We start from the raw sequence: 25,632 nt of genomic DNA on the forward strand, positions 1-25,632 counted from the left end.
ATCGCAGGCAGCGGACGAATCAGCCGTTTCCGCGCGCCGGATGGCCCGGCGCTGCGTGTTGGTCTGCTTCGCGGCCTGCTTCTCGGTTCGCTTCTCCGTCTGCTTCTCGGTCCGCGTCGCCGGCCGCGCCATCCTGCTGCCAGCCGCGTACGCGTTCGCGCACCAGGTGGATATGGCTGCGCAGCCGGTACAGTTCGTCCGCGTAGGCCAGCGGCACCGAGATGTGGTTGACGCGGTCTTCGAGGCTGTCCAGGCGTCGCTGCAAGTCGGTGCGCACCTTGTCGTCCGGCGCCGCGCCGCTGTCCTCGAACGCCTGCTCGATCGCGCGCAATTCGCCATACCAGCGGTAGACGCGCGAGCGCACCCGCCACACGTAGATCGGCGGCACGATCTTCGACAGCGGAATCAGGAGCGCGGTGAGCGCCACCACCACCACCCACAGGCGTTCGGCCAGGTTGGCCAGCCAGAAGCTCAGGTAGCGCTGCATGAAGGGCGGCCCGTCGCGGTAGTAGCGCGCGGCTTCCGGCGCCACCGGGATCTCGGTGTACTTGGGCGACGGAAACTGGCCCTGCTGCTGGAACCAGCCTGCCCCGCCGTGGATCTCGGTGGCGGCCTTCACCAGCAGGCCCACCAGGGCCGGATGGATTTCCTCGCGCGCCACCAGGGTCGCGGTCGGCGCGATCAGGTGGTAATCCTGGTCCGGGATATTGCGTCCCAGGTCGACGATCCCGCGCGGCAGCACCACGTGGGTAAGGAACGGCAGGCGCCGCGTGTACGCCTCGGCCTGGGCGAAGTCGAACAGCTTGACGCCGGGCGTCTGCAGCAGCATCTGGATCAGCGGCGCTTCCGGCGCCGACGCAAACACCAGGCCGTCGATACGGCCCGCCAATAGCTCCACCGTGGCCGGCGTATCGGCCAGGTCGCCGATGCGCACCTCCAGCGGCGCGATGCCGTTGGCGTCGAGCACCTGGCGCAGCAGGCGCGGCACGCCGGTGCCTTCCGGGCCCAGGTTGATGCGCTTGCCGCGCAGGTCGGTCAGCTTCGTGATGTCGGCGTCCGCGCGCAGGAACAGCCACACCGGTTCGGTGAACAGGCTGCCCAGCGACACCAGGTCCTGGCGCCCGGCGCTGTCCCCGGCATCGGCGTTCATCGTCTCGCCGTCGGTCGAGCCGCTCTGCACGAAGGCGACGTCGGCCTCGCCCGCCAGCAGGCGCCGCAGGTTGTCGCGCGAGCCGAGCGTCGGCGCCAGCGTCACTTTGATCTCGTCGCGCGCGAGCACGGCGGCGTACTGCTTGCCGAAGGTTTCGTAGGCGGAGTTTTCCTGGCCGGTGGCCAGGCGCAGGCTGCGCGGCGGCGCCGGATCGACCCACCAGTAGGCCAGCAGCAGCGCCGCGCCGACCAGCAGGATGGTCGGGCCGGAGGCCACGACCAGGTCGCGCAGCGAGACGATGCTGAAATTCTGCAGGCGCGCGCGCAGGCCTTTCACCTGCGCGCCGCCGCGCGCGCCCCGGCCTGGCTTCAGCGCACGCACTGGCGCTGGGCCGGCGCCGCCGGCGTCGCGCCCGGCGGCGCCGGCTCGATCATCGGCATCAGGCTCGGCGCCAGCGTCGCCAACAGCTGCACCGGCAGCGCGCTGGTGAAGTCGTAGTGTTCCGACTGCGGGCCATGCACATACGCCGTCATGCTGCCGTAGAAGCGTTCGCCGATATTGAACACGAACGTCGCCGACCGGTTCACGTAGCGCGATTCGACCAGGCGGCCGCCGCGCGCATACACGTCGAAGCGCTGGTCGCCGGTGCCGGTCTTGCCGCCCAGCGCGATGACGCTGCCGTCGGCCTGCACGAAGGCGGTCTTGACGCGCTTGGCGGTGCCGTCCGAGACCACGCCCTGGATGGCGTCGGCCACGGTGCGCGCGACTTCGGGCGCCAGCACCTGTTGCTTGCCGCCGCCCTTGTTGCGCTTGACCAGGGTTTCGTACGGCGTGTCCTTGGCGAAGTGCAGCGAATCGATGCGCTCGATGGGTTTACGCACGCCGCCGTTGACGATGATGCCCATCAGCTCGGCCAGCGAGGCCGGACGGTCGGCCGAGGCGCCCAGCGTGGTCGCGTACGACGGCACCAGCGAATCGAAGGGGTAGCCCATCTTTTTCCACTGGGCGTGGATCTTGAGGAAGGCCTCGACCTCGAGCAGGCCGGCGATGCGCTTGTCCTGGGCGTTCTTGCGGCTGGTCTTGAACAGCCATTGGTAGACTTCCTGGCGCTCCTTGACGCTGGCCGCCGTCACCTCGGACCAGGTGGCCTTGGGGTGGGTGCGCAGGTAGCTCACCAGCCACAGTTCGAGCGGATGCACCGAGGCCACGTAGCCGCGGTCGGCCAGCGACATATTGCGCGGATCGTACATCTCGTACATCTTCGGGATGCGTTCCGGATCGACCTCGTTGGCCGACGGCAGGGTCGCGTGGATGAAGGCGCCGAACTGGTCCAGCGTGGCGTTGGGCGCCACCGTGCGGTGGGCCGCGGCCAGCTTCGAGGCCAGCGGACGCACGCCGGAGAACAGCAGCGCTTCGATCTGCGCCGGGGTCTTGCCCTTGTACTTGTTCCAGAACTTGGCCAGGAAATCCTTGCCTTCGTTGTCGGCAAAGCGCGCCAGGTAGGCGGCGCGGCGCGGATCGTTGGCGTCGGCCAGCAGCTGGGCCGAGGAACCCGGCAGCTGGAACATGTAGTAGCGCACCACGTCGCGCATCATGCGCACGAACACCAGGTTCGTGGACTGGCGCAGGGCCTGGTGCACGTCCATGATCTTGCTGTCGTCGAGCTTGCTGAAGTTGCCGAACGTGTGCAGGCCGCCGCCGGTCATGAAGCGCTCGCCGGGGCTGGCCGAGTAGCGGCGCGCCATGGCGGCGTCGAGCATGGGCTTCAGGCCGCGGTCGGCGCCGTCCGGCAGGGTCTGGAAGTATTCCAGCGCCCATAGCGACAGGCGGTCCTTCGGATCGACCTCGACGCCGTGCAGGCCGATCTTGTCCAGCGGCGCGAAGCGCTTGTGCAGCTGGTCGACGATGTCGAGATAGGTCACCAGCGTGCGCAGCTTGGCGGTCGAGCCGAGGTCGAGCTTGGCGCCTTCGTTGATGTCGAGCGGCTGGTCGTAGTTGTCGGTCTGGACCCGCAGGTAGTTGACGTGCTCGCCCCGCTCCATCAGCGTGAAGCTGTACACCACCTGGGCCGGGTCGCCATTGCCGAGCATGCCCTTGCCGGTCAGGCCGGCCGCTTTGGCGTGCTCGGCGTCGGACAGCTGGCGCAGGGCCGCCGTCACCGCCTGCTGGGCAGTGCCGTCCAGGGTCGAGACCACCGACAGGTCGAGGCGGTCGACGTTGTACAGGCGCGTGTCGCCGATCAGGAAGCCGAGGTGGTTGCGCACCGCGTTGGCCGCCTTGCGCGACACGAAGGCGTCGGCCGGCGGCGGCGCCACGCCGCTGTGCAGGGCCGGCTGCAGTTTGGCGCTCAGGGCGGCGTCGCGCAGCTGGGGCGAGATCACGCCGGCCTGGGCCAGCACGCGCAGGTGGCTGTCGGTCAGGATTTCGAGGTCGGGCTCGCCGGCGCCCAGGTAATAGGCCGGGCGGCGCTGGGCAATCATCAGGGACAGCGCTTCCTTGTAGGCCAGCACGGCGTCCGGGCTCGTCATCGGGCCCTTCAGCATCTCGTTCACCTTGGCGAAGTCGCGGCCATACCAGACCCACAGGCCGTCGCCGATGCCGTTCACCTCGCCATAGCCGGACTTGGCCGACAGCGGCACCGTGTTCAGGTAGTCGAGCACGATCTGGCGGCGCGCACCGGTGGTGTCTTCGCCGTCCTGGTAGGCGCGCAGGGTGGCCGAGGCCATCTGGATGATCTTGTCGGTGGTCGAGCTGGTGCGACCTTCAGGCGAATGCCGGTACTTCTCGATCTGGGTCGCCAGCGTGCTGCCGCCGGCCACGCGGCCGGCGCCGCCCAGGCCGACGCTGGACAGGCTCTTGTCGAACACCGCCTTCGAGAAGCGGTCCCATTCGACCGCGGGGTTGCGGCGCGGATTGCTGGCGTCGAGCAGTTCGCGGTTCTCAATGAACAGCAGGCTCTGCACCAACAGCGGCGGCGCGGCGTCGAACTTGTCGTAGAAGCGCTCGGGGAAGCGCGAGGTATAGATCGGCTGCGCGCGGCAATCGAGGATCTCGAGGCCGACCTTGGTTTTCTCGTGGTAGGTCGCATACAGGCCGAGGTCGGCCATCTTGAGCATCTGCGGCGAGATGCGCGCCTGGCTTGCTATCGCATAGTCGCGCGTCTGCAGCCGCTCGAGGTAGCGCGGCAGGCCGGCATAGCCGAGCCGGGTGTCATACGGGCTGGCGGCCGGGAAGCGGATCGCCTCGCTGGGACCGTTTTCCATGCGGAAGGTCAGCTCGCTGGCCATGTCGGCAAACATTTTCGCCTGCAGGCGCGAGGTGCGCGTCTCCAGCACCACCCAGGCCGCCAGCAGCGCGGTCAGCGCCAGCAGGCCGAGCACCAGCCACAGCTTCCAGCGCCGCTTGCGCGGGGCTGGCTCGTCGTCGCCGGGTTCGCCCGCCGGGCCGGCGGGAATGCCGCCGTTGCCCGCCAGGTGCGGAAAGGCTTCGTACAGGGGGACGTCATTGCCGCCGGCCGCGAGCGCAGGCGCGCCCTCCACGGCCGCGCTCGCGGCACTGGCGCCCTCCGGCGCCGCGGAAGTCGCGACCGCCTCGCCGAAGCTCGGCTCGAAGGTCGGCTCACTGCGCTCGTTGGCGGCACGTTTGTCGGACACATTGCTTGGCCGTCGTTGACGGCGAATACTTTCCATGATGGCTTAACCGGTCTGAATCAAAACGCTAGCAATCCCCGCCAACCTGCTCGCCATCCGTGGTGCTGCTGGTCCGTTCGAGTGATCGTGATCTTTGTTAGTTCGCGTACGGTGCGATCCCACTCCAGACCGCACCATCCGTAGGCAATATTCCACCACATCAATACGTCCTACGCGAGGCGCCGTTTAACAAATTTGCTGCGCTTGGAATATTTTCGCAAAAAAACAACGAGGTCTTGGCTGAGTGATATTGAAGCGTGCAATTCAAGCAAGCACCCCCGGTAGTTATAGCTACCAATATTTAACGCGCTGGAAATGCCTTCGGTGCACAGCCAAGTTTGATCCATGTCGAAAAGGGGATCACGCGGGCTGCGTCGCCGCTTCCGCGCGCAGTTCTTCCAGTGCTTGCAGGCAGTAATACTGGAACCAGAGTCCGGCGAACAGGAAGATCATGACGTACAGCCACAGCGACACCAGGGCCAGGATCGGGAACAGCACGATCGACAGCACCGCGCCGCCCATCCAGACGATGCCCGGCAGCGCGCCGGCCAGGCCGGTGACGAAGCCGATGGCGAGCAGGGCCGGGCGGCGGCGGCGCATCAGCGCCAGGCGTTCGGCCTGGGTGGCGTGGGCCGCCAGCGCGTCGTAGGTCATCACGCGCGACGTCACCCAGGCCCACAGGCTGGCCTGCACCAGCCAGGCCAGCGGCGGCACCGCGTACAGCGGCAGGGTGAACAACCACAGCAGGGCGAACACGGCGACGCTGCCCAGGTTGATCGCCACGCTGCCGAAGAAGGAGCCGCCCTCCTTCCTGGCAAGCTGGGGAAAGTGGCGCTTGCCGACATAGGCTTCGATGGCCGGCATCGCCACCACGCCCACGAACAGCAGGGCCGAGCCGATCTTGAGCGGCAGCAGCAGCACGATCGCCAGCAGCGGCACCACCATCACCTTGAGCATGCCCAGGCCGACCATCTCCAGCATGCTGCCGCTGGTCTCGAAACCGCCGTACTCGACGAACATGCCGTGCAGCCAGTCGAGCAGCGGCTGCAGGCCCAGCCACATGCCCACGCTCCACAGGCTCAGCGCCAGCAGCAGCGGCGCCAGCGACAGCAGCAGCATGCGGCCGCTGAACTGCGCGCGCAAGGCGCGCCGGCAGGCAGTCAATACACCGTTCATCGGGCTTTCCTTTGCAGCATGGTTTCTCCTGATGGCATGGCGGGATGGGATCAATGCCGCCATTTTACGTGATGGCACTTTCCGGACCCATGGACTACAATCGTCGTTCTATCTGAACAACAAGGAAGACCATGTCCACCATCACCACCGATTCCGGCCTGCAATACGAAGACCTCGTCACCGGCGACGGCGCCGAGGCCAAGGCCGGCCAGCACGTCACCGTGCATTACACCGGCTGGCTGCGCAACGACGACGGCAGCCTGGGCGCCAAGTTCGATTCGAGCAAGGACCGCAACGACCCGTTCGAGTTCGCGCTCGGCGCCGGCCACGTGATCCGCGGCTGGGACGAAGGCGTGCAGGGCATGAAGGTCGGCGGTTCGCGCCGCCTGACCATCCCGGCCAGCCTGGGCTACGGCGCACGCGGCGCCGGCGGCGTGATCCCGCCGAACGCCACCCTGATCTTCGACGTCGACCTGCTGGCCGTCTGAGCGCGGGTGATTGAAAAGTAAAACGCGCCCCATGCGCCGTCCGTGACGGCGCATGGGGCGACGGTTTCTCCGTGCGCCGTCCTGGCGCCGGCTTTTGAACATCTCCTCTAAAGTGCGGCCCGATGTCCCGCGCCCGCCCGTCTCCTGGGCTAAGATGCCTGCCGCGTTGTCCTAGCGACAATATCGCAATCAACCATCACAGGAGTTTCCATGAGCTTGCAGGAACAGTTCAACCAGGCCCAGATCGATTCGAAGAACCTGTCGGAGCGTCCCGACAACATGACCTTGCTGAAGATTTACGCGCTGTTCAAGCAGGGCTCGAGCGGCGACGTGAGCGGCGAGCGTCCTGGCATGACCGATTTCGTGGCGCGCGCCAAGTACGACGCCTGGGCCGGCCTCAAGGGCACCTCGCAAGAGGAAGCCCAGCAGCAGTACGTCGACCTGATCGACGAGCTGAAGGGCTGAAGGGCTGATCGTTCGCCACGGATTGATCGCTATCCAGGTTCGCACCGGTAGGGTCGGCGGGTTTCCCGCCGACGCGGCGATTGCCAGCCGCTCCGGCGCCGCGCCGGATGATCTCGCCGCCAACCATCACCGCGTCGGCGGCGCAGCCGCCGACCCTACGCGGCGGCGGCGAAGGTCTTGCGCATCTTTTCCGCCACCTTGGCCTCGATGGCCGGCGCGAACGCGCCCATGAAGAAGCCCAGGCGGATGCGCATCGCGGCGCGCCGGTCTTCCAGGGTCAACATGCCCTCCACGCCGCTGCGCTCGAAGCGCAGCACATCGCCGTCCCACTTGCATTCCAGCCCGTATTCGGCCGCGATACGCTGCGCCACCTTCTCGGCCGCCGAACGCGCCGCGTCCGGGCTCAGGCTGTGCTGCTGGACGATGCTGATTTCCGCCATCTGACTGATCCTTCCTGAATCGATTGCAAACAATCCGCCATGATGCCAGTTGCGGCCGGGCTATGCCAGAGCTCGCTACAACAGCCCGAGCGCACACAGGCTTGACGGGTATCAAAGCGTGCCCAGCAGGGAGCGCGAGGATGAAGGCGCCAGCCCGTCATTTACGCGAGGAATCAATATGGAAAGCCCCGTCGTGCAGCCGAACCGCCTGTTGCCGAGCGACCCCGATGCGCCGCCGGTCGCGCAGCCTCCGGTGCGCTTTGTCCCCACCCCGAGCGCCCCCTACCGCCAGCAGCAGCGCGCCGCGCGCCTGCTCGAAGAACCCGAGCTCCCCGATCCGGCCGCGCCATCGGCCACTGAACCACCGCCGCACGCCTTCGGCGCCCGCGTCCTCATCTGGAAGCAAGATCCCTCGGTCAGCGAAATCGGCACCCGCAAGGCCTTCCTGCCCGGCGTGGTGCTGGCCGGCCCGCGCGACGCCCGCATCGCCCCCGGCGAGCCGGGCATTCCTGCGGTCGAGCCCAATGCCTTCGGCGACTTCGTCACCCAGCCCGACACGCCGCAGTTCGACGCCGTCCATACCTTCGTCGTGGTGCGCCAGACGCTCACCATGTACCAGCGCGCCCTGGCCGCCGCCGGCAGCGCCATGCCGCTGCCCTGGCAATGGAACAGCAGTACCGACACGCAGCCGCTGCTGGTCTTCCCGCACGGCCTGCCGAACGTCATGAACGCCTTCTACAGCCGCAACCAGGCCTGCCTCAAGTTCGGCGACTTCATTCCCAACGGCGCGAGCGAACGGGTGTTCACCTGCCGCTCGCTCGACATCGTGTCGCACGAGACCGCCCACGCGGTGCTCGACGGCATCAAGCCGCGCTGGCTGCAGGCCGACGCCCCGCCCCAGACCGGCGGCCTGCACGAAGCCTTCGGCGACCTCACCGCGATCTTCCTGGCCCTGTCCCAGCTCGACCAGTGCGAAGCGGTGATCGCCCAGACCAAGGCCGACCTGCACGACAAATCCTTCCTGACCGACATCGCCGAGCAGTTCGGGCTGGCGCTCGGCAACAGCACCGGCCTGCGCAATGCCGACAACGACCTCAAGCTGAGCGAGGCCGGCACCCAGGTGCACGCCATCTCGCAGGTGTTCACCGGCGCCGTCTACGATGTGCTGGCCGACCTGTTCGCACATGAGCGCGATCCCGGACGCGAAGACTGCGCCGCCGTCCTGCACCGGGTGGCCGGCTACCTGAGCGGCGTGCTGCTGCGCGCCCTGATCGCGGCGCCCGACGAAGCCGCCACCTATGCCGACGTGGTCAACGCCATGCTCCAGGCCGTCACCAGCGACGGCAGGCCGGCCGCCTATGCCGACGCCATCCGCCACCAGTTCAGCCGGCGCGAAGTCGTCGAGGCCGGCCATGGCGGCGCCCCCGACGCGGCGGCGTCCTTCGTTCCCGGGCTGCCCCTGGCGGCGCGGGTCTGCGACGCCCCCGGCGCGCGCCAAGACCGGCGCGCCTGCTGCGGCACCATGCAGCTGGCCGAATACGATTGCGCCGAGCGCGTGCTGGATGGCGAGGCGCGCCTGCTGGCGCGCTGGTGCTTCGAGCATGGCCGCCACGGGCCGGCGCTGCCCGGCCCGTCCGCCTCCCCGTCCGATTCGTCCGCCGAACCGTCGATGCTGGCATGAAGATCAGCGCCCGCGCCTGCGGCGGCTTTGCCGGGCTGGCCGAATCCTACGAGCTCGATACGGCCCGCCTGGCCGACGGGCCGGCGCTCGAGACGCTGCTGCGGCGCCTCGACTTCTTCGGCGCCGCCCCCGCCTGCCAGGTCGGCGCCGACCTGCCGCGCTGGGAAATCACGGTCGAGGACGGCGAGCGCTGCCACACGGTGTCCCTGCACGAGGACGGCAGCGGCGGCCAGTGGCAACACCTGCTCGACTACCTGCGCCGGGCCGGCGGGGCCGGATCTGGCGGTCACGCACGGTCGTGACGTTACCTGCCGGGGTGGTTTGTTTATCCCGGTCAACGACCAACGCAGGGCAGCTTGACAGCCAAAAAAACCGCACGCTCGTGCGGATTTTTCATTCATTTGCTTATGTAGATTGTGTATATAGGCGAGTTTGTGAGAAAAGCCGAATTGCCCTAAAATACAGTGCTTTGCTCTGTCCGGCCGGCCAATTTCGGGTAATTCCCGTCACGCGCCCGGCGACGCGACATCCCACCAATTGATAGGACTGTTATGACCCACGTTGTCACCGAATCGTGCATCCGTTGTCGTTACACTGACTGCGTCGATGTATGCCCGGTAGATTGTTTCCGGGAAGGCCCGAATTTCCTCGCCATCGACCCTGACGAGTGCATCGACTGCGCCGTCTGTGTCGCCGAGTGCCCGGTGAATGCGATCTATGCCGAAGAAGACGTGCCTAGCGACCAACAGCAGTTCATCAAGCTGAACGCCGATCTCGCGCGCTTCTGGCCGTCGATCACCAAGACCAAGCCGGCCCTGCCAGACGCGGACGATTGGAAAGACGTCAAGGAAAAGCTCGACCAACTGGCCCGCTGATACCGCCGCTGCGCCGCCCGTTCGGCGCCGGCCCGGGGTCGTTCTGCATGGCAGTGCTGGCTGCCATCGCCTCACCAATCAAAAATCACAGGAAGTAAGCGCATGACTATCAGTGCCACCCACGAAGCGGGCAGCATCGCTCCCAACAGTTCGTTCGCCGGCGCCATCGAAGCGGATGCCGTGATCATCGGCGCGGGCCCGGTTGGCCTGTTCCAGGTGTTCGAACTCGGCCTGCTCGAAATCAAGGCCCACGTCATCGATTCGCTGCCCGCCGTCGGCGGCCAGTGCGTGGAACTGTATCCGGACAAGCCAATCTATGACATCCCTGCCGTCCCGGTGTGCACCGGCCAGGAACTGACCGACAACCTGCTCAAGCAGATCGAACCGTTCGAGCCGACCTTCCACCTGGGCCAGGAAGTCACGACCGTCCAGCGCCGCGAAGACCAGCGCTTCAACGTCGAGACCTCGACCGGCACCCGGTTCATCACCAAGACCATCTTCATCGCGGCCGGCGTCGGTTCGTTCCAGGCGCGCACGATCAAGGTCGACGGCATCGACAAGTACGACGGCGAGCAGCTGTTCTATCGCGTCAAGGATCCGGCACGCTTCGAAGGCAAGAACATCGTCATCTGCGGCGGCGGCGACTCCGCGCTGGACTGGGCCCTGAACTTCGTCGGCAAGGCCGAGTCGGTCGTGCTGGTGCACCGGCGCGAGGATTTCCGCGCCGCCCCGGCCTCGGTCGCCAAGATGAAGGCCTTGTGCGACGAGTACGAGATGCAGCTGATCACCGGCCAGGTGACCGGTTTCGACGAAAAGGACGGCCAGCTGACCGAAGTGAAGGTCACCGGCGCCGACGGCGTCACCCGCCGCGTGCCGCTGGACATGCTGCTGGTGTTCTTCGGCCTGTCGCCGAAGCTGGGTCCGATCGCCGACTGGGGCCTGGACATCGAGCGCAAGCAGCTCAAGGTGATGGATACCGAGAAGTTCGAGACCAACGTCCCGGGCATCTTCGCCGTCGGCGACATCAACACCTATCCGGGCAAGAAGAAGCTGATCCTGTCGGGCTTCCACGAAGCCGCGCTGGCCGCCTTCGGCGCCGCGCCGTACATCTTCCCGGACAAGAAGATCCACATGCAGTACACGACGACCTCGCCGAAGCTGCACAAGATCCTGGGCGTCGAAACCCCGGTGTTCGACTAAGGACTTGTCCCGGCAGAGAACCTGTCCCGGCTGGCAGGAATCGCCCTGCCGGGTTTGACGCTGCCGCGCCACGTTCAGTAACTTGGCGGCGACAAAGTCCCCTGAAACGCCCCGCCCTGCGGGGCGTTTTTCTTTATGTGGGCCGCCCAACGGAGCGGGTCCGGGTAAATATGCTACAAGAGCACTATGCACAAGGGATCGCGCAACCCCTTGTTTCCACCCGCCAATGCAAATCCCCTATAATCGGATGAAGCTTATGCGCGGGCGATATCAGCGCAGTGTCAATACGAAGGATTACTTTATGCTTTATCAACTGCACGAGATGCAACGCTCCTTCCTGACCCCGCTGATGCAGTGGGCCGATGCGTCTTCGAAACTGTTTTCCAATCCCGTGTCGCCGTTTGCGCACACCCCGTTTTCCCAACGTATCGCCGCCGGCTACGAGCTGATGTACCGTCTCGGCAAGGAATACGAAAAACCGGCCTTCGGCCTGAAGACCACCACCATCAATGGTGAAGAGATCGGGATCAATGAGCGCATCGTCGTCGACAAGCCGTTCTGCGAGCTGCTTCACTTCAAGAAAGACATGAGCGACGCCGCCTTCGCCGCCCTCGACCAGCCGACGGTGCTGGTGGTGGCGCCCTTGTCGGGCCACCACGCGACGCTGCTGCGCGACACCGTGAAAGCCCTGCTGGTCGACCACGACGTCTACATCACCGACTGGACCGACGCCCGCATGGTGCCGCTGGCCGACGGCCCCTTCCACCTGGACGACTACGTCTTCTATGTGCAGGACTTCATCCGCCACCTGGGCCCGGACGTGCACGTGATCTCGGTGTGCCAGCCGACGGTGCCGGTGCTGGCCGCGATCGCCCTGATGGCGAGCAACAAGGATCCGAAGCTGCCCAGGACGATGACCATGATGGGCGGCCCGATCGACCCGCGCAAATCGCCGACCGCGGTCAACGACCTGGCCATCGAAAAGCCGTACGCATGGTTCGAGAACACCGTGATCTACGCGGTGCCGGGCAATTACCCGGGCTTTGGACGCAAGGTCTATCCGGGCTTCCTGCAGCACGCCGGCTTCATCGCGATGAACCCGGGCCGCCACGCCCAGAGCCACCGCGAGTTCTACCAGCACCTGGTGCGCGGCGACGACGATTCGGCCGAGGCGCACCGCAAGTTCTACGACGAATACAACGCCGTGCTCGACATGCCGGCCGAATACTATCTCGATACCATCAAGACCGTGTTCCAGGAATACAGCCTGCCGAAGGGCACCTGGAAAGTCGGCGGCCAGCTGGTGCGCCCGCAAGACATCGAGTCGGTCGCCCTGCTCACCGTCGAAGGCGAGCTGGACGACATCTCGGGCCTGGGCCAGACCAGCGCCGCGCTGACCCTGTGCAGCAGTATCCCGAAAGACAAGAAGCACGACTTCGTGGTCGAGAAAGCCGGCCACTACGGCATCTTCTCGGGCCGCCGCTGGCGCGAGATCGTGTGTCCGAAGATTACCGAGTTCATCCGCGCGAACGGATAAACCAGGCACCACAAACCGCAAAAGCCGTGGCACGCCACGAATTACGCTAAGTTAAGGCGAAAGTCTTCTTGAGTTAGCGTAAAAACGTCGTCCCCACGAAGGTGGGGACCCAATCTTGCAAGCGATTCGACGACGTTTGCAGAACTTGGGTCCCCGCCTGCGCGGGGACGACGTATTTGATGGCTGGCTCAGCTTAACTTAACGGTATTAGTGGCATGCCACGGCTTTTTTCTTGTCGCTGCGCCTTCAGTGCGCCGTGACCACCTGCGCCACGCGCCCGGTCGCGATGGCGACCAGCGCATAGCTGTCGCCGGCATCGACCCACTGGTGCCCGGGCGGCGGCTTCGTCAGCCGCAACGCGCGCCAGTCCTCGACCACGTGCTGGTGCGCCTGGTAGCGCGCCGGCAGGCGCTCGCCGCGCCGCACTTCCCCGGTCGCCTCCACGCTGCGGTAGCGTGTCGGACTCAGTTGCGCGGCCTGCGCGCGTCCGGGACGCGCGTCCTCGTCCTGATCCGCCCTGGCGTCGCGCTGCAGCAAGCCATCTCCTGCCGAAAAGATGGCGGCGAACAGCAGCGGTCCAATCAACTCGTTCATGTTCCATCCCCGGTGATCCAGCGTGAGCCGACAGTAGAGCAGGATCGTGACAAGTCGTCTGTTCGCTCTCCCACGTAGCGAACGGATGAGCACGACCGGGCTGGCCACACGGCCGTCCGGTCGCCTGCGGCCTCGTTTTGGCGGATAATGTCGGCTTGACCAGATTGAATCGCCAGCAGATCCTTCCCCCGTGACCAAGACCCTCGCCGACCAGCTCGAAGACCTGCTGCCGCAGACCCAGTGCACCAAGTGCGGCTATCCCGCCTGCCGCCCGTATGCCGAGGCCATGGCGCGCGGCGAAGCCGGGATCAACCAGTGTCCGCCGGGCGGCATGGAAGGCGTGCGCCGCCTGGCCGCTGCGACCGGACGCACCGTCATCCCGATCAATCCGGCCAACGGGGTCGAGCGTCCGCGTCCGGTCGCCTTCATCGACGAGTCGCTGTGCATCGGCTGTACCCTGTGCATCCAGGCCTGCCCGGTAGATGCGATCCTGGGCGCGGCCAAGCAGATGCACACCATCCTGCCGAGCCTGTGCACCGGCTGCGACCTGTGCGTCGCGCCCTGCCCGGTCGACTGCATCGCGATGGTGCCCGTCACCGGCGAACGCACCGGCTGGGACGCCTGGAGCCAGCTGGAGGCCAACGCGGCGCGCGATCGTCACGACTTCCGCATGGCGCGCCTGCGCCGCGAGCGCGAGGAAAACGATGCGCGCCTGGCTGCCAAGGCGGTCGAAAAGATGCGCGCGGTCACCGCCGAAGCGACGAATACCCCGGAAGAACTGGCCGAGAAGGAGCGCAAGCGCGCCATCATCGCCGCGGCCATGGAACGCGCCCGCCTGAAGGCGGCGGGCAACCCGGACAGCCACTGATTCGAGAAAGACCGAGCGATGAATCCCGCCAAACGCCTGGAAATCTTTACCCGCTTTCGCGCCGCCAATCCCAAGCCGACCACCGAACTCGAGTTCACGACCCCGTTCGAACTCCTGATCGCGGTGCTGCTGTCGGCCCAGTCGACCGATGTCGGCGTCAACAAGGCCATGCGCCGCCTGTTCCCGGTGGCGAATACGCCGCAGGCGATCCTCGACCTCGGCATCGACGAGCTCAAGACCTATATCTCGACCATCGGCCTGTACAACACCAAGGCGAAGAACGTAATGGCGACCTGCCGGATCCTGGTCGAGCAGTACGGCGGTCAAGTGCCCGCGAGCCGCGAAGCGCTGGAGTCGCTCCCGGGCGTCGGCCGCAAGACCGCCAACGTGGTGCTCAACACCGCCTTCGGCGAGCTGGCCATGGCGGTCGACACCCATATCTTCCGGGTTGCGAACCGGACCGGGATCGCGCCCGGCAAGAACGTCGACATCGTCGAGCAGAAGCTGCTGAAATTCGTGCCCAGGGACTTTCTGCTTGACGCCCACCACTGGCTGATCCTGCACGGCCGCTACACCTGCGTGGCGCGCAAGCCCAAGTGCTGGAACTGCCTGATCGCCGACCTGTGCGAATTCAGGGACAAGACGCCGGCGCCCGCCGGCGTGCTCGATCCGGCCGTGGCCCTGGCCGCAGCAGCAGCGGCCACGCCGGCGGCGGCCTAAGTACTCAACCGGAAATAAATGTGAATTTTGGCAAACAGAACCGGAGGTGCGGCTTGCCGATGCGGTGCAAGGCGGCGACTGCGCCGCAGTGCGAGCACTGCAAGCCCCGCTAGCGGACAGGGACCAACGCAGCAACGCGCCGGTTCTGGCAGCCAAAAACACATTTATTTATGGGTGAGTACTTAGACGCGGGTTTCGCCGCTGGCGAACGAGGCGCGCACGATGCGCCCGTCCACCACCTCGTACACGCACAGCATCTCGACCGTGCCCTTCCCTTCGGGGAAGTTGCGGGTGACGATTTCCAGGTCGGTGACGAAGTTGCCGAGCACCGTACGCGACAGCAGGCGCGCGTGCAGGTCGGGTTCGGCAAAGCGCATCTCGTAGCGCGGGCGGATCTGGTCGTGGCCTGCGGCCAGCAGCGCGCCATGCAGCGCGAATTGCTGCGCGTCCGGCGCATAGGTGGCCATCAGGGCGTCGAGGTCCTTGGCGTTGTAGGCGTCCAGTTGGGCCTGGACCACGGCAAGAGGAGAAATTGGCGTCATGGGCAATCGATCGATGAGCAAGCGCGCCGCCGCTTGCCCGGCCGATCCGGGCAATATTGGCAATACGGGCGCGTGCGCATCTTACGCTGTCCGGCGCCCGCCGTTAAGGGGCCCTCGAACAACCTGCCGCGCGTTGCTGTCGAGGCGCCGTCAGGCGAGCGCCTTGCGCAGCGGCGCGGCCCGTCCCCCCAGCGCCGGCGCCGGCTCTTCGACCTTGAACACGCTGACCACGTGGTTCAGGGCCAGCGTCTGGTCGTGCAGCGACTGCGCCGCGGCGGCAGCTTCTTCGACCAGGGCCGCGTTCTGCTGGGTCGCGCCGTCCATTTCCGTCACCGCCTCGTTGACCTGGGCGATGCCCTGGCTCTGTTCGCTGCTGGCGGCGCTGATCTGGCCGATGATGTCCATCACCTGGCGCACGCTGGCGGCGATCTCGCCCATCGTCGCCCCGGCCTCGCCGGCCAGGCGGTTGCCGTCGTCGACACAGGCGGCCGCTTCGCCGATCAGTGCCTTGATCTCCTTGGCCGCGACCGCCGAACGCTGGGCCAGGGTTCGCACCTCGGCGGCGACGACCGCAAAGCCACGGCCCTGCTCCCCCGCGCGCGCCGCTTCCACCGCGGCGTTGAGCGCCAGGATATTGGTCTGGAACGCGATGCCGTCGATGACGCCGATGATGTCGGTGATCCGGCGCGACGAGGCGCTGATCGAGGCCATGGTGCCCACCACCTGCTCGACCACCTTGCCGCCCTTGGCCGCCACGGCGCAAGCCGATATCGCCAGCTGGCTGGCCTGATGCGCATTGTCGGCGTTCTGGCGCACGCTCGAGGTCAGCTCTTCCATGGACGAGGCGGTTTCCTCGAGCGCGCCGGCCTGGCGTTCGGTGCGCGCGGACAGGTCCAGGTTGCCCTGGGCGATCTCGTGCGAGGCGGTGGCGATGTTCTGTGCGCCGCCGCGCACCTGCAGCACGATGCGCTGCAGGCTGGCCGACATCTCCTTCAGGGCCAGCAACAGCTGCCCGGTCTCGTCGTCGCTCCTGACCGAGATCGCGGTGCGCAGGTCGCCGGCGGCCACGCTGCGCGCCGCCTCCACCGCCGCGTCGAGCGGCCGGGTGATCGAACGCGACACCAGCACGCCGGCCGCCACCGCCACCAGCGCGCCGAGCAGCATCAGGCCGTAGCTGAGCATGGTCGCGCGTGCCCCGACGGCGTCGGCCTGGCGCACGCCGGCGGCGCTGAGCGCCGACATCTGCTCCACCGCCCGCACCAGCAGTTCGGCCGGCGCCCGGTCCTTGCCCTTGACCGCCACGTCGCCGGCGGCCGGATCGAAGCCGGCCGCCACGAAGTCCTGGTAACCGCGCCGGTAATCGGCGCCCATCTGCGCGTGCGCGGCGCCGAACTGCGCCACCAGCGCGCGCACTTCTCCCTCGGGCAGGCGGGCGAGCAGGGCCGCGACCTGGGCGGCGACCTCGGCCTCGTTTTTCTGGAACGCGGCCCAGTACTTGTCGCGCTCGCCGTCGTCCTTGCCGCGCAGGAGTGTGTTCTTCCATTCCTGGAGCTGCTTGCGGAAGTGGGCCAGCACGGCCCCGACCTGCGTCGATTGCCCCTCCATCGCGACGGCGTGGCGGTAAGTGTCGACCGAGCGGTGCATCTGGCTCATGCCGAAGAATCCGGCGCAGGCGACGAGCAGGGTAACGGCGGCAAAGCCCAGCGGGAGTTTGCGGCTTAATTTCATCGGTGATCCTCGGATGGAGCGGCGCGGTGGCAACGCCTGGTGCTCGGGGAATGCGGCCCGAATGGGTGATATGCGCAGTGTATAGGCAAGCGCTCGGTTTATCACCGCCAACTTAAATTTCCATACGGAAAGCCATGCGAAAGTGCGCCGACGTCCTGCCGGCGCAACACCCGCCCGCCATAAGCGAGCGCTTACTGACTACAGAAGCACCATATTGTCGCGATGAACCAGTTCCGGCCCTTCGACGAAGCCGAGGATGCGTTCGATCTCGGTCGAAGAATGCCGCATGATGCGGCGCACCTCGCTGCTGGCGTAGTTGGTCAGCCCGCGCGCCAGCGGCTTGCCGGCCTCGTCGACGCAGGTGATCACCTGGCCGCGGCCGAATTCGCCGTTCACGGCCAGCACGCCGATCGGCAGCAGCGACTTGCCCTCGTTCGTCAGCTTGGCTGCGGCGCCGGCGTCGATCACGACTTCGCCCGTGGTATGCAGGTGGTCGACCATCCACTGGCGGCGCGCCGTCAGGCGGCCGGTGGCGGCCAGCAACTGGGTGCCGATCGCTTCGCCGCCGGCCAGGCGGGTGAGCACGTCCGGCTCGCGGCCCCAGGCGATCACGGTATGGGCGCCGGAGCGCGCCGCGCGCTTGGCGGCCAGCACCTTGGTCAGCATGCCGCCGCGGCCGATGCTGCTGCCGGCGCCGCCGGCCATCGCCTCCAGCGCCACGTCGCCGGCCTGCGCCTGCTCGATCAGGCGGGCGGTCGGATCCTTGCGCGGGTCGCTCGAGTACAGCCCCGGCTGGTCGGTCAGGATCACCAGCGCGTCGGCCTCGATCAGGTTGGCGACCAGGGCGCCGAGCGTGTCGTTGTCGCCGAACTTGATCTCGTCGGTGACCACGGTGTCGTTCTCGTTGATGATCGGCACCACGTTCAGGCGCAGCAAGGTGGTGAGCGTCGAACGCGCATTCAGGTAGCGTTCGCGGTCGGCCAGGTCGGCGTGGGTCAGCAGCACTTGCGCGGTCTTGACGCCGTGGGCGCTGAAGCTGGATTCGTAGATCTGGGCCAGGCCCATCTGGCCGCAGGCGGCGCAGGCCTGCAGCTCGTGGATGTCGGTCGGGCGCTTGCCGAAACCGAGGCGCAGCATGCCCTCGGCGATGGCGCCCGAGCTGACCAGGACGACGTCCTTGCCGAGCGCGCGCAGCGCGGCGATTTGAAAGGCCCAGCGGGCGATGGCGGTGTGGTCCAGGCCCCTGCCCTCGTCGGTGACGAGGGAGGAACCGACCTTGACGATGATGCGGGAGGCTTGCTGGAGTGCGGAATTCATGGCGACAGGATTTTCCCCCGCGGTCGCAACGCGAGCAGGGAAAGTCCTGCCAGCAGTTCAACCGCGCAGACGACGAATAATACCCCCGTGGGCAAGCCGATCGCGAAGGCCGCGACGAGGCGGCCGGCCGGCTGGGCCAGGAGGAACAGGGCAGTAAGGTCGCCGAGGATGGGCTGGTCGCCCCGCCTGGCCGCCAACAGCGCCAACCCCGCGGTAGCGAGGCGGATGCCGACGTAGATGGCGTAGAACTGGCTGTAGCCGTTCACGCCGACGAGAAACAGGCCCATCGCGGCCGCGATGCGGTCGGGATCGAGCATGGCCGCGAGCGCGGCCAGCGAACTGGCGGTGGCGACCAGCTGCAACAGCTGGCCGCGCAGCCAGGCGCGGGTCCATTTGGTGGCAGGTAGTACGCTTGCGCTCAAGTTCAGTCTTCGATGATCTTGAAGCGTGGATCGTCAGGATCGATCGACGAGATGCCGCGCGCCTCCTCGGTCATCGAGGTTTCTTCGGCGCGCTGCTCGGAATGGCGCTTTTCTTCGAGGTGCAGATAGATCGCGTTGATCAGGTCCTGGCAGCCTTCGCGGTTCAGAGCCGAGATCTCGAACACCGGGCCCTTCCAGGCGAGGCGCTTGACGACGTCCTTGACGCGCTTCTTGCGCTCGGCCTCGTCGAGCACGTCGAGCTTGTTCAGCACCAGCCAGCGCGGCTTGTTGAGCAGTTCTTCGTCGTACTTTTCGAGTTCCCTGATCAGGGCCTTGGCTTCCTTGACCGGATCGACCTTCTCGTCGAACGACGACAGGTCGACGATGTGCAGCAGCAGGCCGGTGCGCGCCAGGTGGCGCAGGAACTGGTGGCCGAGGCCGGCGCCTTCGGAGGCGCCTTCGATCAGGCCCGGAATGTCGGCGATCACGAAGCTCTTTTCGTGCGACACGCGCACCACGCCCAGGTTCGGGTGCAGGGTGGTGAACGGATAGTCGGCGATCTTCGGCTTGGCGTTCGACACGGCCGTGATGAAGGTGGACTTGCCGGCATTCGGCATGCCCAGCAGGCCCACGTCGGCCAGCACCTTCAGTTCGAGGCGCAGGGTGCGACGCTCGCCTTCCTTGCCTTCGGTCTTCTGGCGCGGCGCGCGGTTGGTCGAGGTCTTGAAATGGATATTGCCCCAGCCGCCCTCGCCGCCCTTGGCCAGCAGTTCGGTCTGGCCGTGCTCGGTCAGGTCGGCGATGATCTCGCCATTGTTGTCGTCGATGATCAGCGTGCCGACCGGCATGCGGATGGTGATATCCTCGGCGCCCTTGCCATAGCAATCGGAGCCGCGGCCCGGTTCGCCATTCTTGCCGGTATGGACTTTCGAGTAACGGAAGTCGACCAGGGTATTCACATTGCGGTCGGCAACCACGTAGATCGAGCTGCCCTTGCCGCCGTCGCCGCCGTCCGGACCGCCGAATGGGCGGAACTTCTCACGACGGAACGAGGCGCACCCGTTGCCGCCGTCGCCAGCGATGACTTCAATTCTTGCTTCGTCAATAAACTTCATGATTGTGACCGCTAAAAAACTAAAAGGCCCTACCGTGGGCAGAGCCTTTCGATGGAAGGCTTGCGCCTTGCAAAGAAGCGCCGCTGATGCGGCGCAGATGCGTGATTACGCTGCGACTGCTTCGCTGGCAACGACGGTCACGAACTGCTTCGAGCCCACGCCTTGCTTGACGAACTTGACGGTACCGTCGACCAGCGCGAACAGGGTGTGATCCTTGCCGGTGCCGACGTTGGTGCCAGCGCGCACCGGGGTGCCGCGTTGACGGATGATGATGCCGCCGGCGTTGATTGCCTGGCCGCCGTAGACTTTCACGCCGAGGCGTTTGCTTTCTGAGTCACGGCCGTTGCGGGTAGTACCGCCGCCTTTTTTGTGTGCCATTGTATTGCTCCTTGATGACTATGCTGGGAACCGGACGGCGATTAGCCGTTGATCGAAACGATCTGGATTTCGGTGAAGTTCTGGCGATGGCCTTGACGCTTCTGGTAGTGCTTACGACGGCGCATCTTGAAGATACGGACCTTGTCGTGACGACCATGCGAAACCACTTTCACCAGCACCGTTGCACCTTCGACCAGCGGAGCACCAAACTTGATGCTGTCGCCCGCGCCAACGGCGAGGACCTGATCGATCGTGAGTTCGGAACCAATGTCTGCCGGTATCTGTTCTACTTTAAGTTTTTCACCAGCGACAACTTTGTATTGCTTGCCACCGGTTTTTATGACCGCGTACATGATTTGAAACCTCATCAAATGTTAAAAGAATCCACCGGACACGACTGCCCTGCGCAGGAGCGCCGAACTGTTCGTAAGCCGGGGAACAGGGGATTATACATAACTTGCCGCAACGCGTCAAAATCGTTCAGCGATCTGATCAACGCGTGGCAGCGCGCCAACGTCCTCCGGCGCCCCAGGCGCGCGCTCCCGCGCCAGCTCTGCCCTGGCGACCGGACGGATAGGCCTTGCATACCGTATAATTCGCGGCATTCTCATATAGTTAACCCACGTTTCGCAGGTCAGCCTTGTCAGCCGCTACCCAACACGCCCAACAGAACACCATCGTCCAATCGATCGCGCCCGACATGGAGGCCGTCAATACCGTGATCCGCCAGCGGCTGCACTCCGACGTCACCCTGGTGAACCAGATCGCCGAGTACATCATCAGTGCTGGCGGCAAGCGCATTCGTCCAGTGCTGGTATTACTGCTGGCCAATGCCTACGGTTACCGCGGCACGGCCCACCACGAACTGGCCGCCGTGGTCGAATTCATCCACACCGCGACCCTGCTGCACGACGACGTGGTCGACGAATCCTCGATGCGCCGCGGCCGCCAGACCGCCAACGCCCTGTTCGGCAATGCCGCTTCGGTGCTGGTCGGCGACTTCCTGTATTCGCGCTCGTTCCAGATGATGGTCGGCCTGGACAATATGCGCGTGATGCAGATCCTGTCCGACGCCACCAACGTGATCGCCGAAGGCGAAGTGCTGCAACTGCTGAACATGCACGACCCGGACGTGACCGAGGCCGCCTACCTGCTGGTGATCCGCTCCAAGACCGCCAAGCTGTTCGAAGCGGCGGCCGAGCTCGGCGCACTGGTGGCCGGCGCCAACGACGACCAGGTCGCCGCGGCGGGCGAATACGGCCGCTCGCTGGGCACGGCCTTCCAGCTGATCGACGACGTGCTCGACTATGCGGGCGACGCCGCCGAGATCGGCAAGAACCTGGGTGACGACCTGCGCGAAGGCAAGCCGACCCTGCCGCTGATCTGGCTCATGGAGCATGGCACGCCCGAGCAACGCACGCTCGTGCGCGACTGCATCGAGCAGGGCGACGAGCAGCAATTCGATGCGGTGCTGGCAGCGGTGACGTCCAGCGGCGCGCTGGATTACACCCGCAAGCAGGCCGAGGAAGCGGCCCGCCGCGCCTCGCAGGCGATCGCCGGTTTGCCCGACAGCGTCTTCAAGAACAGCCTGCTCCAGCTCAGCAGCTTCGCTGTTGACAGGAACCATTGAGTAAAATTATAGTAATGTCTTCCCGGGGTGACCTGCATGACACCCCAAACCGTCGGGGTGTAGCTTAGCCCGGTAGAGCGCTACGTTCGGGACGTAGAGGCCGGAGGTTCGAATCCTCTCACCCCGACCAAGAATCTGTTTAAAATCAATAGCTTACAACTTTGTTGCTTTCCTGAAAGTACTACAGTATCCTGTGTAGTACTTTAGTTAGGTTTCGCACGTCCGTTTTCCTTTGATATCGGCGCAGCTAGCCTAGTATTTTTGGAATCGCGACAGTGACGCAAACAGAGCAAGCCCCAAGCAATCCCCCCTCCCCCAGCAAATCAACGCGTACTGTGCCGATCCCGGACAGCCTTGCGTCTGTGCGTGGGTATCCAGACAAGCTCAAAATCTACCGAATCGAAGCAAGCCCGTTCTGGCAAGTCAGGTGCTTCGAGAGTGGCAAGACAGTCAAGTTGAGCACAAAGACCACCGACAAGCAGGAAGCAATCGAGTTTGCGAAGGCGACCTACAACCGGATACTGCACGCGCAAGCGACCGGGAAGGCACTCACGCAGGGCACACGCTTTGACATCTGCTCGAACAAGATGCTTGAAGCGCAAAAGTCGCGAGTAGAACGCGGCGAGCTTTCCAAGATGGCACACGACAATGATATCTACATTCTTAACAAGCGAATCCTGCCCGAGTTCGGGGCGATGGAGCTTGCGAGTATTTCGTACGCTACCTTGCAAGACTTCGTGGGGAAGATCGGGGCCGACCTGGCACCGTCCTCCATCCAGCGACACTTAGGCATCGTGTACAAAGTGATGGAGTATGCGCTTCACCGCCAACTGCTCCTTGCACTTCCGAACTTCCCGACCATCAAGAAAAAAGACGAGCCGCGGGGATGGTTCCCCGATGCCCAGTACCGTGCGCTCATCGCAAGAGCAACCGAGCTTGTCGGCACTTCTGCAAAGGTGCAGACGACAGAGGCCGGCCCTCCGCGCACGCTGAAATTTACGGCCGACTTGCCGAAGATGATTCAGTTCATGGTCAACAGCTTTATTCGACCAACCGACCTGAAAAATATGCAGCACATACACGTGGAGATTGTGCGCTCCGAACAGGTCTACCTGCGTCTGACGCTGCCAAAGAGCAAGAGCAAAGACGCACCAATCGTCACGATGGCAGAAGCGGTCACCGTGTACGAACAACTGAAATCGACCTACGCTGAAGAGAGTCTTGCTGAGCCAGACGACTACGTTTTCATGCCCCAATATCGGAACCGGGATACCGCGTTGCGTGAACTGCAACACCAGTTCAACTATCTGCTGGACGACTTGGGCTTCAAGACCGGGCCGCAGGGCGAAGCGCGCACGATCTACAGCTTGCGGCACACCAGCATCATGTACCGGCTGCTCGACGGCGACAAAATCGACCTTCTTACGCTCGCGCGCAATGCCCGCACATCCGTGGAAATGATCGAGCGCTTCTACGCCAGCAAATTGACCGGCGAGCAGAACATTGACATGATCCAATCCGACCGACGCAACCCGAAGGTGAAAGCGCACCTTCCGACACTTAATCTGGAGGCGCCCGACACCGCAGCGCCTGCGCTTAGTATTGTTGACGGCACCTTGCAACTTGCGAAAGCGCCCGCGAAGAAGGGCGCAGCGTCGGCCACCATTTCGAAGTCGCGCAGCGCACGCGCAAGCAAGTAACAGCACAGACAAACGGACATACCAACGAACGCCAGCAGCCAGGCGGGCCTGCGCCGACTTGCTCTAATCCGGCAAGTCGGTCCAACCGACACTGTCGTTTCCGCAACTTCATTTCCGGCGATTTGGCAACGTCAACGCAAAAGCAAGCCCCAAGCTCAAATTTGGGTCAAACGTCGCGTGATGGCTCATCTATGCCCCGCAAACGACCTCTGCATACGTTGCTCAAGCGCTTTTCCAAAAGCAATTCAAACGCCGAACTGACCGTTTTCGGCGACTCGATCCATGTGCCGCAGCTGCTCACGATCCAGATCGAGTACCTACGTCTTCAGAAAAAAATGCACCGCCACATGCTAATTTTGCTCGAATAAAGCTATGATGCTCTATGCAAATCAAGTTGATTCCAGCGGTGCTGTTGTTCATTGCGTCGTACTTCCCCCTTGCGCTAATCCTTGCCGTGCAAGATGTCAAGGCAGAATTCTGGGAGCGACCACTATGCCGAGAGGCGCAGTTTTGGTCGAAGTGCGAGATGCCTTCGCTTGCCAATCCACTTCTCGCCTATACGTCGATAGCCGCCTGCTTATTGAGTCTTGTATTCTTTCTATGGGTGCTGCGGCACTTCCAGGGCACTACGGAAATGACCATTGAAGAGAGTAAAGCGGTTCCGAATGACCTTATCAACTATGTCTTCCCATACATCGTCTCATTCATGGGCGTCGAACTGGGAAGCATGGGAAAAGTCTTGGGCTTCGGGCTTTTTTTGGTATGGCTGTTCCTTATCAGCTATCGATCAGGACAAATATTAATGAATCCGTTGCTTCTAGCCGTGGGGTGGCAGTTATATGAGATTCAGGCGGACATAGAAGGTAACAAACGCAGCCTTAGAGCACTGTCGCGTGACATCGTAGTGCCCGGCCAAAAACTTCGGTCCTGCTTAGTGCAGGGTTTATACGTTCTATCAAGGAATTAGAAGCATGACAAAGGAACAGGCGCTCGCTCACTGCAAGGCATTGGACCTCGCTACCGGAGTGCTGTCGCTATGGGTGTTCAAAAAACGGCAGGCAGGCGGCTACACAGCAAAGTCGATCGATGTGACGGATGAGCTGACGGCCGAGCTGAAAAATATCATCACGCGAACGCTACAGGTGCGCACTGAAGTAGAGGATTACACTTTAATTGCTCAGCGCAACGAGGTCAGCTGTTTGCATGTCGGAACGGATGAGACATCGTTTGCGGACTTAAAAGCGTTGGTGGACGCCCCAGCCGAGGAACATCGCATCGAGGGCGAGCGAGCCTTCCTGAATATTGCCGGATACGTGATACGTGTACGCACAGGGGCCCGCGTTTTATATTGTGTGAGGCAAGTCACTGATGCTTGGAAAACTAAGAAAGCGCGGTCCGTCATCAACGTCGTGCTGCGCGCGAATCGGCTGGAATTAGTCGAAGATCGCAGCTTTACAATCGCAAAGAGTCTCGATTTTTTTGTGCTCGACAACGACATTTTGATTATCGATAAGCCCGCCTTTGAGAAGCTTCTGAACTATAGGATCGAATACGCAAACTCATTTACCGCTCTGCAGGCTGACCCAACTTTCTTAGGCTGTTTCACCGGAATGGAACCGCTGATTACACATGTGGGCACAAACGTTATGCACCTTCGACGGATGGCGGTTATCCAACAAAAGGCCAACTACGCCAACCCCGATTATATGGAACGACTCCGTGTAGCGAATGGACAAGAGGGTTGGAACATTGCATTCCACCCCGATGGTCGCATCATGGCAACTGCAGATACGATGCGAGTTATCATGCAGGTGTTGCTTAACTGTTCAGTGCCGTGCGATCATTTTCCTCGCCGTAGCTGGCCTTTGTTCCGAGCAAAGGCTATGCTCGACGACTTGATTGCTGGGTTCAGCAGTC

25 protein-coding genes and 1 tRNA gene are annotated in these 25,632 nt (G+C 64.3%); 14 read left to right on the top strand and 12 right to left on the bottom strand.

Translation table 11 applies throughout. The features are described from left to right. Nucleotides 1-19 precede the first annotated feature (19 nt). The 3 genes from ACZ9AQ_RS20275 to ACZ9AQ_RS20285 form a co-directional block, all read right to left on the bottom strand. Nucleotides 20-1,522, bottom strand: a complete 1,503-nt coding sequence (locus ACZ9AQ_RS20275) for a TAXI family TRAP transporter solute-binding subunit (protein ID WP_429206559.1) — start codon at nucleotides 1,520-1,522, stop codon at nucleotides 20-22. After that, a complete protein-coding gene (locus tag ACZ9AQ_RS20280) occupies nucleotides 1,519-4,839 on the bottom strand; it encodes a transglycosylase domain-containing protein (RefSeq protein ID WP_429206533.1) in 3,321 nt (1,106 codons plus the stop codon). Before ACZ9AQ_RS20280 ends, ACZ9AQ_RS20275 begins: the two co-directional genes overlap by 4 nt. A gap of 360 nt (nucleotides 4,840-5,199) precedes the next feature. After that, nucleotides 5,200-6,015, bottom strand: a complete 816-nt coding sequence (locus tag ACZ9AQ_RS20285) for an EI24 domain-containing protein (RefSeq protein ID WP_429206532.1) — start codon at nucleotides 6,013-6,015, stop codon at nucleotides 5,200-5,202. Nucleotides 6,016-6,146: 131 nt separating this feature from the next. On the opposite strand from ACZ9AQ_RS20285, the gene ACZ9AQ_RS20290 reads away from it, so the two are divergent. Together ACZ9AQ_RS20290 and ACZ9AQ_RS20295 are read left to right on the top strand one after the other, a co-directional pair. Continuing rightward, nucleotides 6,147-6,503 carry an FKBP-type peptidyl-prolyl cis-trans isomerase gene (locus ACZ9AQ_RS20290; RefSeq protein ID WP_429206531.1) on the top strand — a complete coding sequence of 119 codons (357 nt, stop codon included), beginning with the start codon at nucleotides 6,147-6,149 and terminating at the stop codon, nucleotides 6,501-6,503. Between the two features lie 210 nt (nucleotides 6,504-6,713). Next, nucleotides 6,714-6,968 carry an acyl-CoA-binding protein gene (locus ACZ9AQ_RS20295; protein WP_429206530.1) on the top strand — a complete coding sequence of 85 codons (255 nt, stop codon included), beginning with the start codon at nucleotides 6,714-6,716 and terminating at the stop codon, nucleotides 6,966-6,968. A gap of 155 nt (nucleotides 6,969-7,123) precedes the next feature. On the opposite strand, the gene ACZ9AQ_RS20300 is transcribed toward ACZ9AQ_RS20295, so the two are convergent. Beyond that, nucleotides 7,124-7,408: a polyhydroxyalkanoic acid system family protein gene (locus tag ACZ9AQ_RS20300; RefSeq protein WP_429206529.1), complete on the bottom strand. Its 285-nt coding sequence runs from the start codon at nucleotides 7,406-7,408 to the stop codon at nucleotides 7,124-7,126. Nucleotides 7,409-7,586: 178 nt separating this feature from the next. Between ACZ9AQ_RS20300 and ACZ9AQ_RS20305 the strand changes: the two genes are divergently transcribed. The 5 genes from ACZ9AQ_RS20305 (at nucleotide 7,587) to ACZ9AQ_RS20325 (ending at nucleotide 12,701) form a co-directional block, all read left to right on the top strand. Continuing rightward, on the top strand, nucleotides 7,587-9,089 hold the full coding sequence (locus tag ACZ9AQ_RS20305) for a gluzincin family metallopeptidase (protein ID WP_429206528.1): 1,503 nt from the start codon (nucleotides 7,587-7,589) through the stop codon (nucleotides 9,087-9,089). Next, a complete protein-coding gene (locus ACZ9AQ_RS20310; protein WP_429206527.1) occupies nucleotides 9,086-9,391 on the top strand; it encodes a protealysin inhibitor emfourin in 306 nt (101 codons plus the stop codon). The genes ACZ9AQ_RS20305 and ACZ9AQ_RS20310 overlap by 4 nt, the downstream gene beginning before the upstream one ends. Before the next feature lie 249 nt (nucleotides 9,392-9,640). After that, entirely contained in the window at nucleotides 9,641-9,964 is a 324-nt protein-coding gene (fdxA, locus tag ACZ9AQ_RS20315; RefSeq protein ID WP_429206526.1) for a ferredoxin FdxA, read from the top strand. A 102-nt stretch (nucleotides 9,965-10,066) separates the two neighbouring features. Further along, nucleotides 10,067-11,164: an NAD(P)/FAD-dependent oxidoreductase gene (locus ACZ9AQ_RS20320; protein WP_429206525.1), complete on the top strand. Its 1,098-nt coding sequence runs from the start codon at nucleotides 10,067-10,069 to the stop codon at nucleotides 11,162-11,164. Between the two features lie 301 nt (nucleotides 11,165-11,465). Continuing rightward, nucleotides 11,466-12,701, top strand: coding sequence for a polyhydroxyalkanoate depolymerase (locus ACZ9AQ_RS20325; protein ID WP_429206524.1), 1,236 nt, complete (start codon nucleotides 11,466-11,468; stop codon nucleotides 12,699-12,701). Between the two features lie 246 nt (nucleotides 12,702-12,947). Here the strand turns inward: ACZ9AQ_RS20325 and ACZ9AQ_RS20330 are convergent, their stop codons facing one another. Continuing rightward, a complete protein-coding gene (locus ACZ9AQ_RS20330) occupies nucleotides 12,948-13,295 on the bottom strand; it encodes an RcnB family protein (protein WP_429206523.1) in 348 nt (115 codons plus the stop codon). A 190-nt stretch (nucleotides 13,296-13,485) separates the two neighbouring features. Here ACZ9AQ_RS20330 and rsxB point away from each other — a divergent pair, with 190 nt between their 5' ends. Together rsxB and nth are read left to right on the top strand one after the other, a co-directional pair. Then, nucleotides 13,486-14,163 (top strand): electron transport complex subunit RsxB, encoded by a 678-nt coding sequence (gene rsxB / locus ACZ9AQ_RS20335; RefSeq protein ID WP_429206522.1) that lies wholly within the window; start codon nucleotides 13,486-13,488, stop codon nucleotides 14,161-14,163. Between the two features lie 18 nt (nucleotides 14,164-14,181). Then, nucleotides 14,182-14,883 (top strand): endonuclease III, encoded by a 702-nt coding sequence (nth, locus tag ACZ9AQ_RS20340; protein ID WP_429206521.1) that lies wholly within the window; start codon nucleotides 14,182-14,184, stop codon nucleotides 14,881-14,883. A 182-nt stretch (nucleotides 14,884-15,065) separates the two neighbouring features. Here nth and ACZ9AQ_RS20345 read toward each other — a convergent pair whose 3' ends face one another. The 7 genes from ACZ9AQ_RS20345 to rplU form a co-directional block, all read right to left on the bottom strand. Then, nucleotides 15,066-15,425 (bottom strand): nuclear transport factor 2 family protein, encoded by a 360-nt coding sequence (locus tag ACZ9AQ_RS20345; protein ID WP_429206520.1) that lies wholly within the window; start codon nucleotides 15,423-15,425, stop codon nucleotides 15,066-15,068. A gap of 150 nt (nucleotides 15,426-15,575) precedes the next feature. After that, nucleotides 15,576-17,153 (bottom strand): methyl-accepting chemotaxis protein, encoded by a 1,578-nt coding sequence (locus tag ACZ9AQ_RS20350; RefSeq protein ID WP_429206519.1) that lies wholly within the window; start codon nucleotides 17,151-17,153, stop codon nucleotides 15,576-15,578. Between the two features lie 198 nt (nucleotides 17,154-17,351). Beyond that, entirely contained in the window at nucleotides 17,352-18,470 is a 1,119-nt protein-coding gene (gene proB, locus ACZ9AQ_RS20355) for a glutamate 5-kinase (protein WP_429206518.1), read from the bottom strand. Next, a complete protein-coding gene (locus ACZ9AQ_RS20360) occupies nucleotides 18,467-18,892 on the bottom strand; it encodes a hypothetical protein (RefSeq protein ID WP_429206517.1) in 426 nt (141 codons plus the stop codon). Before ACZ9AQ_RS20360 ends, proB begins: the two co-directional genes overlap by 4 nt. A 2-nt stretch (nucleotides 18,893-18,894) precedes the next feature. Further along, complete coding sequence (gene cgtA, locus ACZ9AQ_RS20365) at nucleotides 18,895-20,007, bottom strand: Obg family GTPase CgtA (protein ID WP_429206516.1); 1,113 nt, start codon at nucleotides 20,005-20,007, stop codon at nucleotides 18,895-18,897. Nucleotides 20,008-20,112: 105 nt separating this feature from the next. After that, nucleotides 20,113-20,385, bottom strand: coding sequence for a 50S ribosomal protein L27 (gene rpmA / locus ACZ9AQ_RS20370; RefSeq protein WP_091871482.1), 273 nt, complete (start codon nucleotides 20,383-20,385; stop codon nucleotides 20,113-20,115). A 41-nt stretch (nucleotides 20,386-20,426) separates the two neighbouring features. Beyond that, complete coding sequence (rplU, locus tag ACZ9AQ_RS20375) at nucleotides 20,427-20,738, bottom strand: 50S ribosomal protein L21 (RefSeq protein WP_005668436.1); 312 nt, start codon at nucleotides 20,736-20,738, stop codon at nucleotides 20,427-20,429. Nucleotides 20,739-21,025: 287 nt separating this feature from the next. Between rplU and ispB the strand changes: the two genes are divergently transcribed. The 5 genes from ispB to ACZ9AQ_RS20400 form a co-directional block, all read left to right on the top strand. Beyond that, nucleotides 21,026-22,015, top strand: a complete 990-nt coding sequence (gene ispB, locus ACZ9AQ_RS20380; RefSeq protein WP_429206515.1) for an octaprenyl diphosphate synthase — start codon at nucleotides 21,026-21,028, stop codon at nucleotides 22,013-22,015. Between the two features lie 53 nt (nucleotides 22,016-22,068). Then, nucleotides 22,069-22,145 (top strand) — tRNA-Pro (locus ACZ9AQ_RS20385). 325 nt (nucleotides 22,146-22,470) lie between these two features. Then, nucleotides 22,471-23,715 (top strand): hypothetical protein, encoded by a 1,245-nt coding sequence (locus tag ACZ9AQ_RS20390; RefSeq protein WP_429206514.1) that lies wholly within the window; start codon nucleotides 22,471-22,473, stop codon nucleotides 23,713-23,715. A 382-nt stretch (nucleotides 23,716-24,097) separates the two neighbouring features. Next, nucleotides 24,098-24,682: a hypothetical protein gene (locus tag ACZ9AQ_RS20395; RefSeq protein ID WP_429206513.1), complete on the top strand. Its 585-nt coding sequence runs from the start codon at nucleotides 24,098-24,100 to the stop codon at nucleotides 24,680-24,682. A gap of 4 nt (nucleotides 24,683-24,686) precedes the next feature. Next, the coding region (locus ACZ9AQ_RS20400; protein WP_476108340.1) for a Kiwa anti-phage protein KwaB-like domain-containing protein at nucleotides 24,687-25,632 on the top strand (946 nt) is incomplete at its 3' end.

This window comes from Massilia sp. UYP34, from assembly GCF_056279385.1.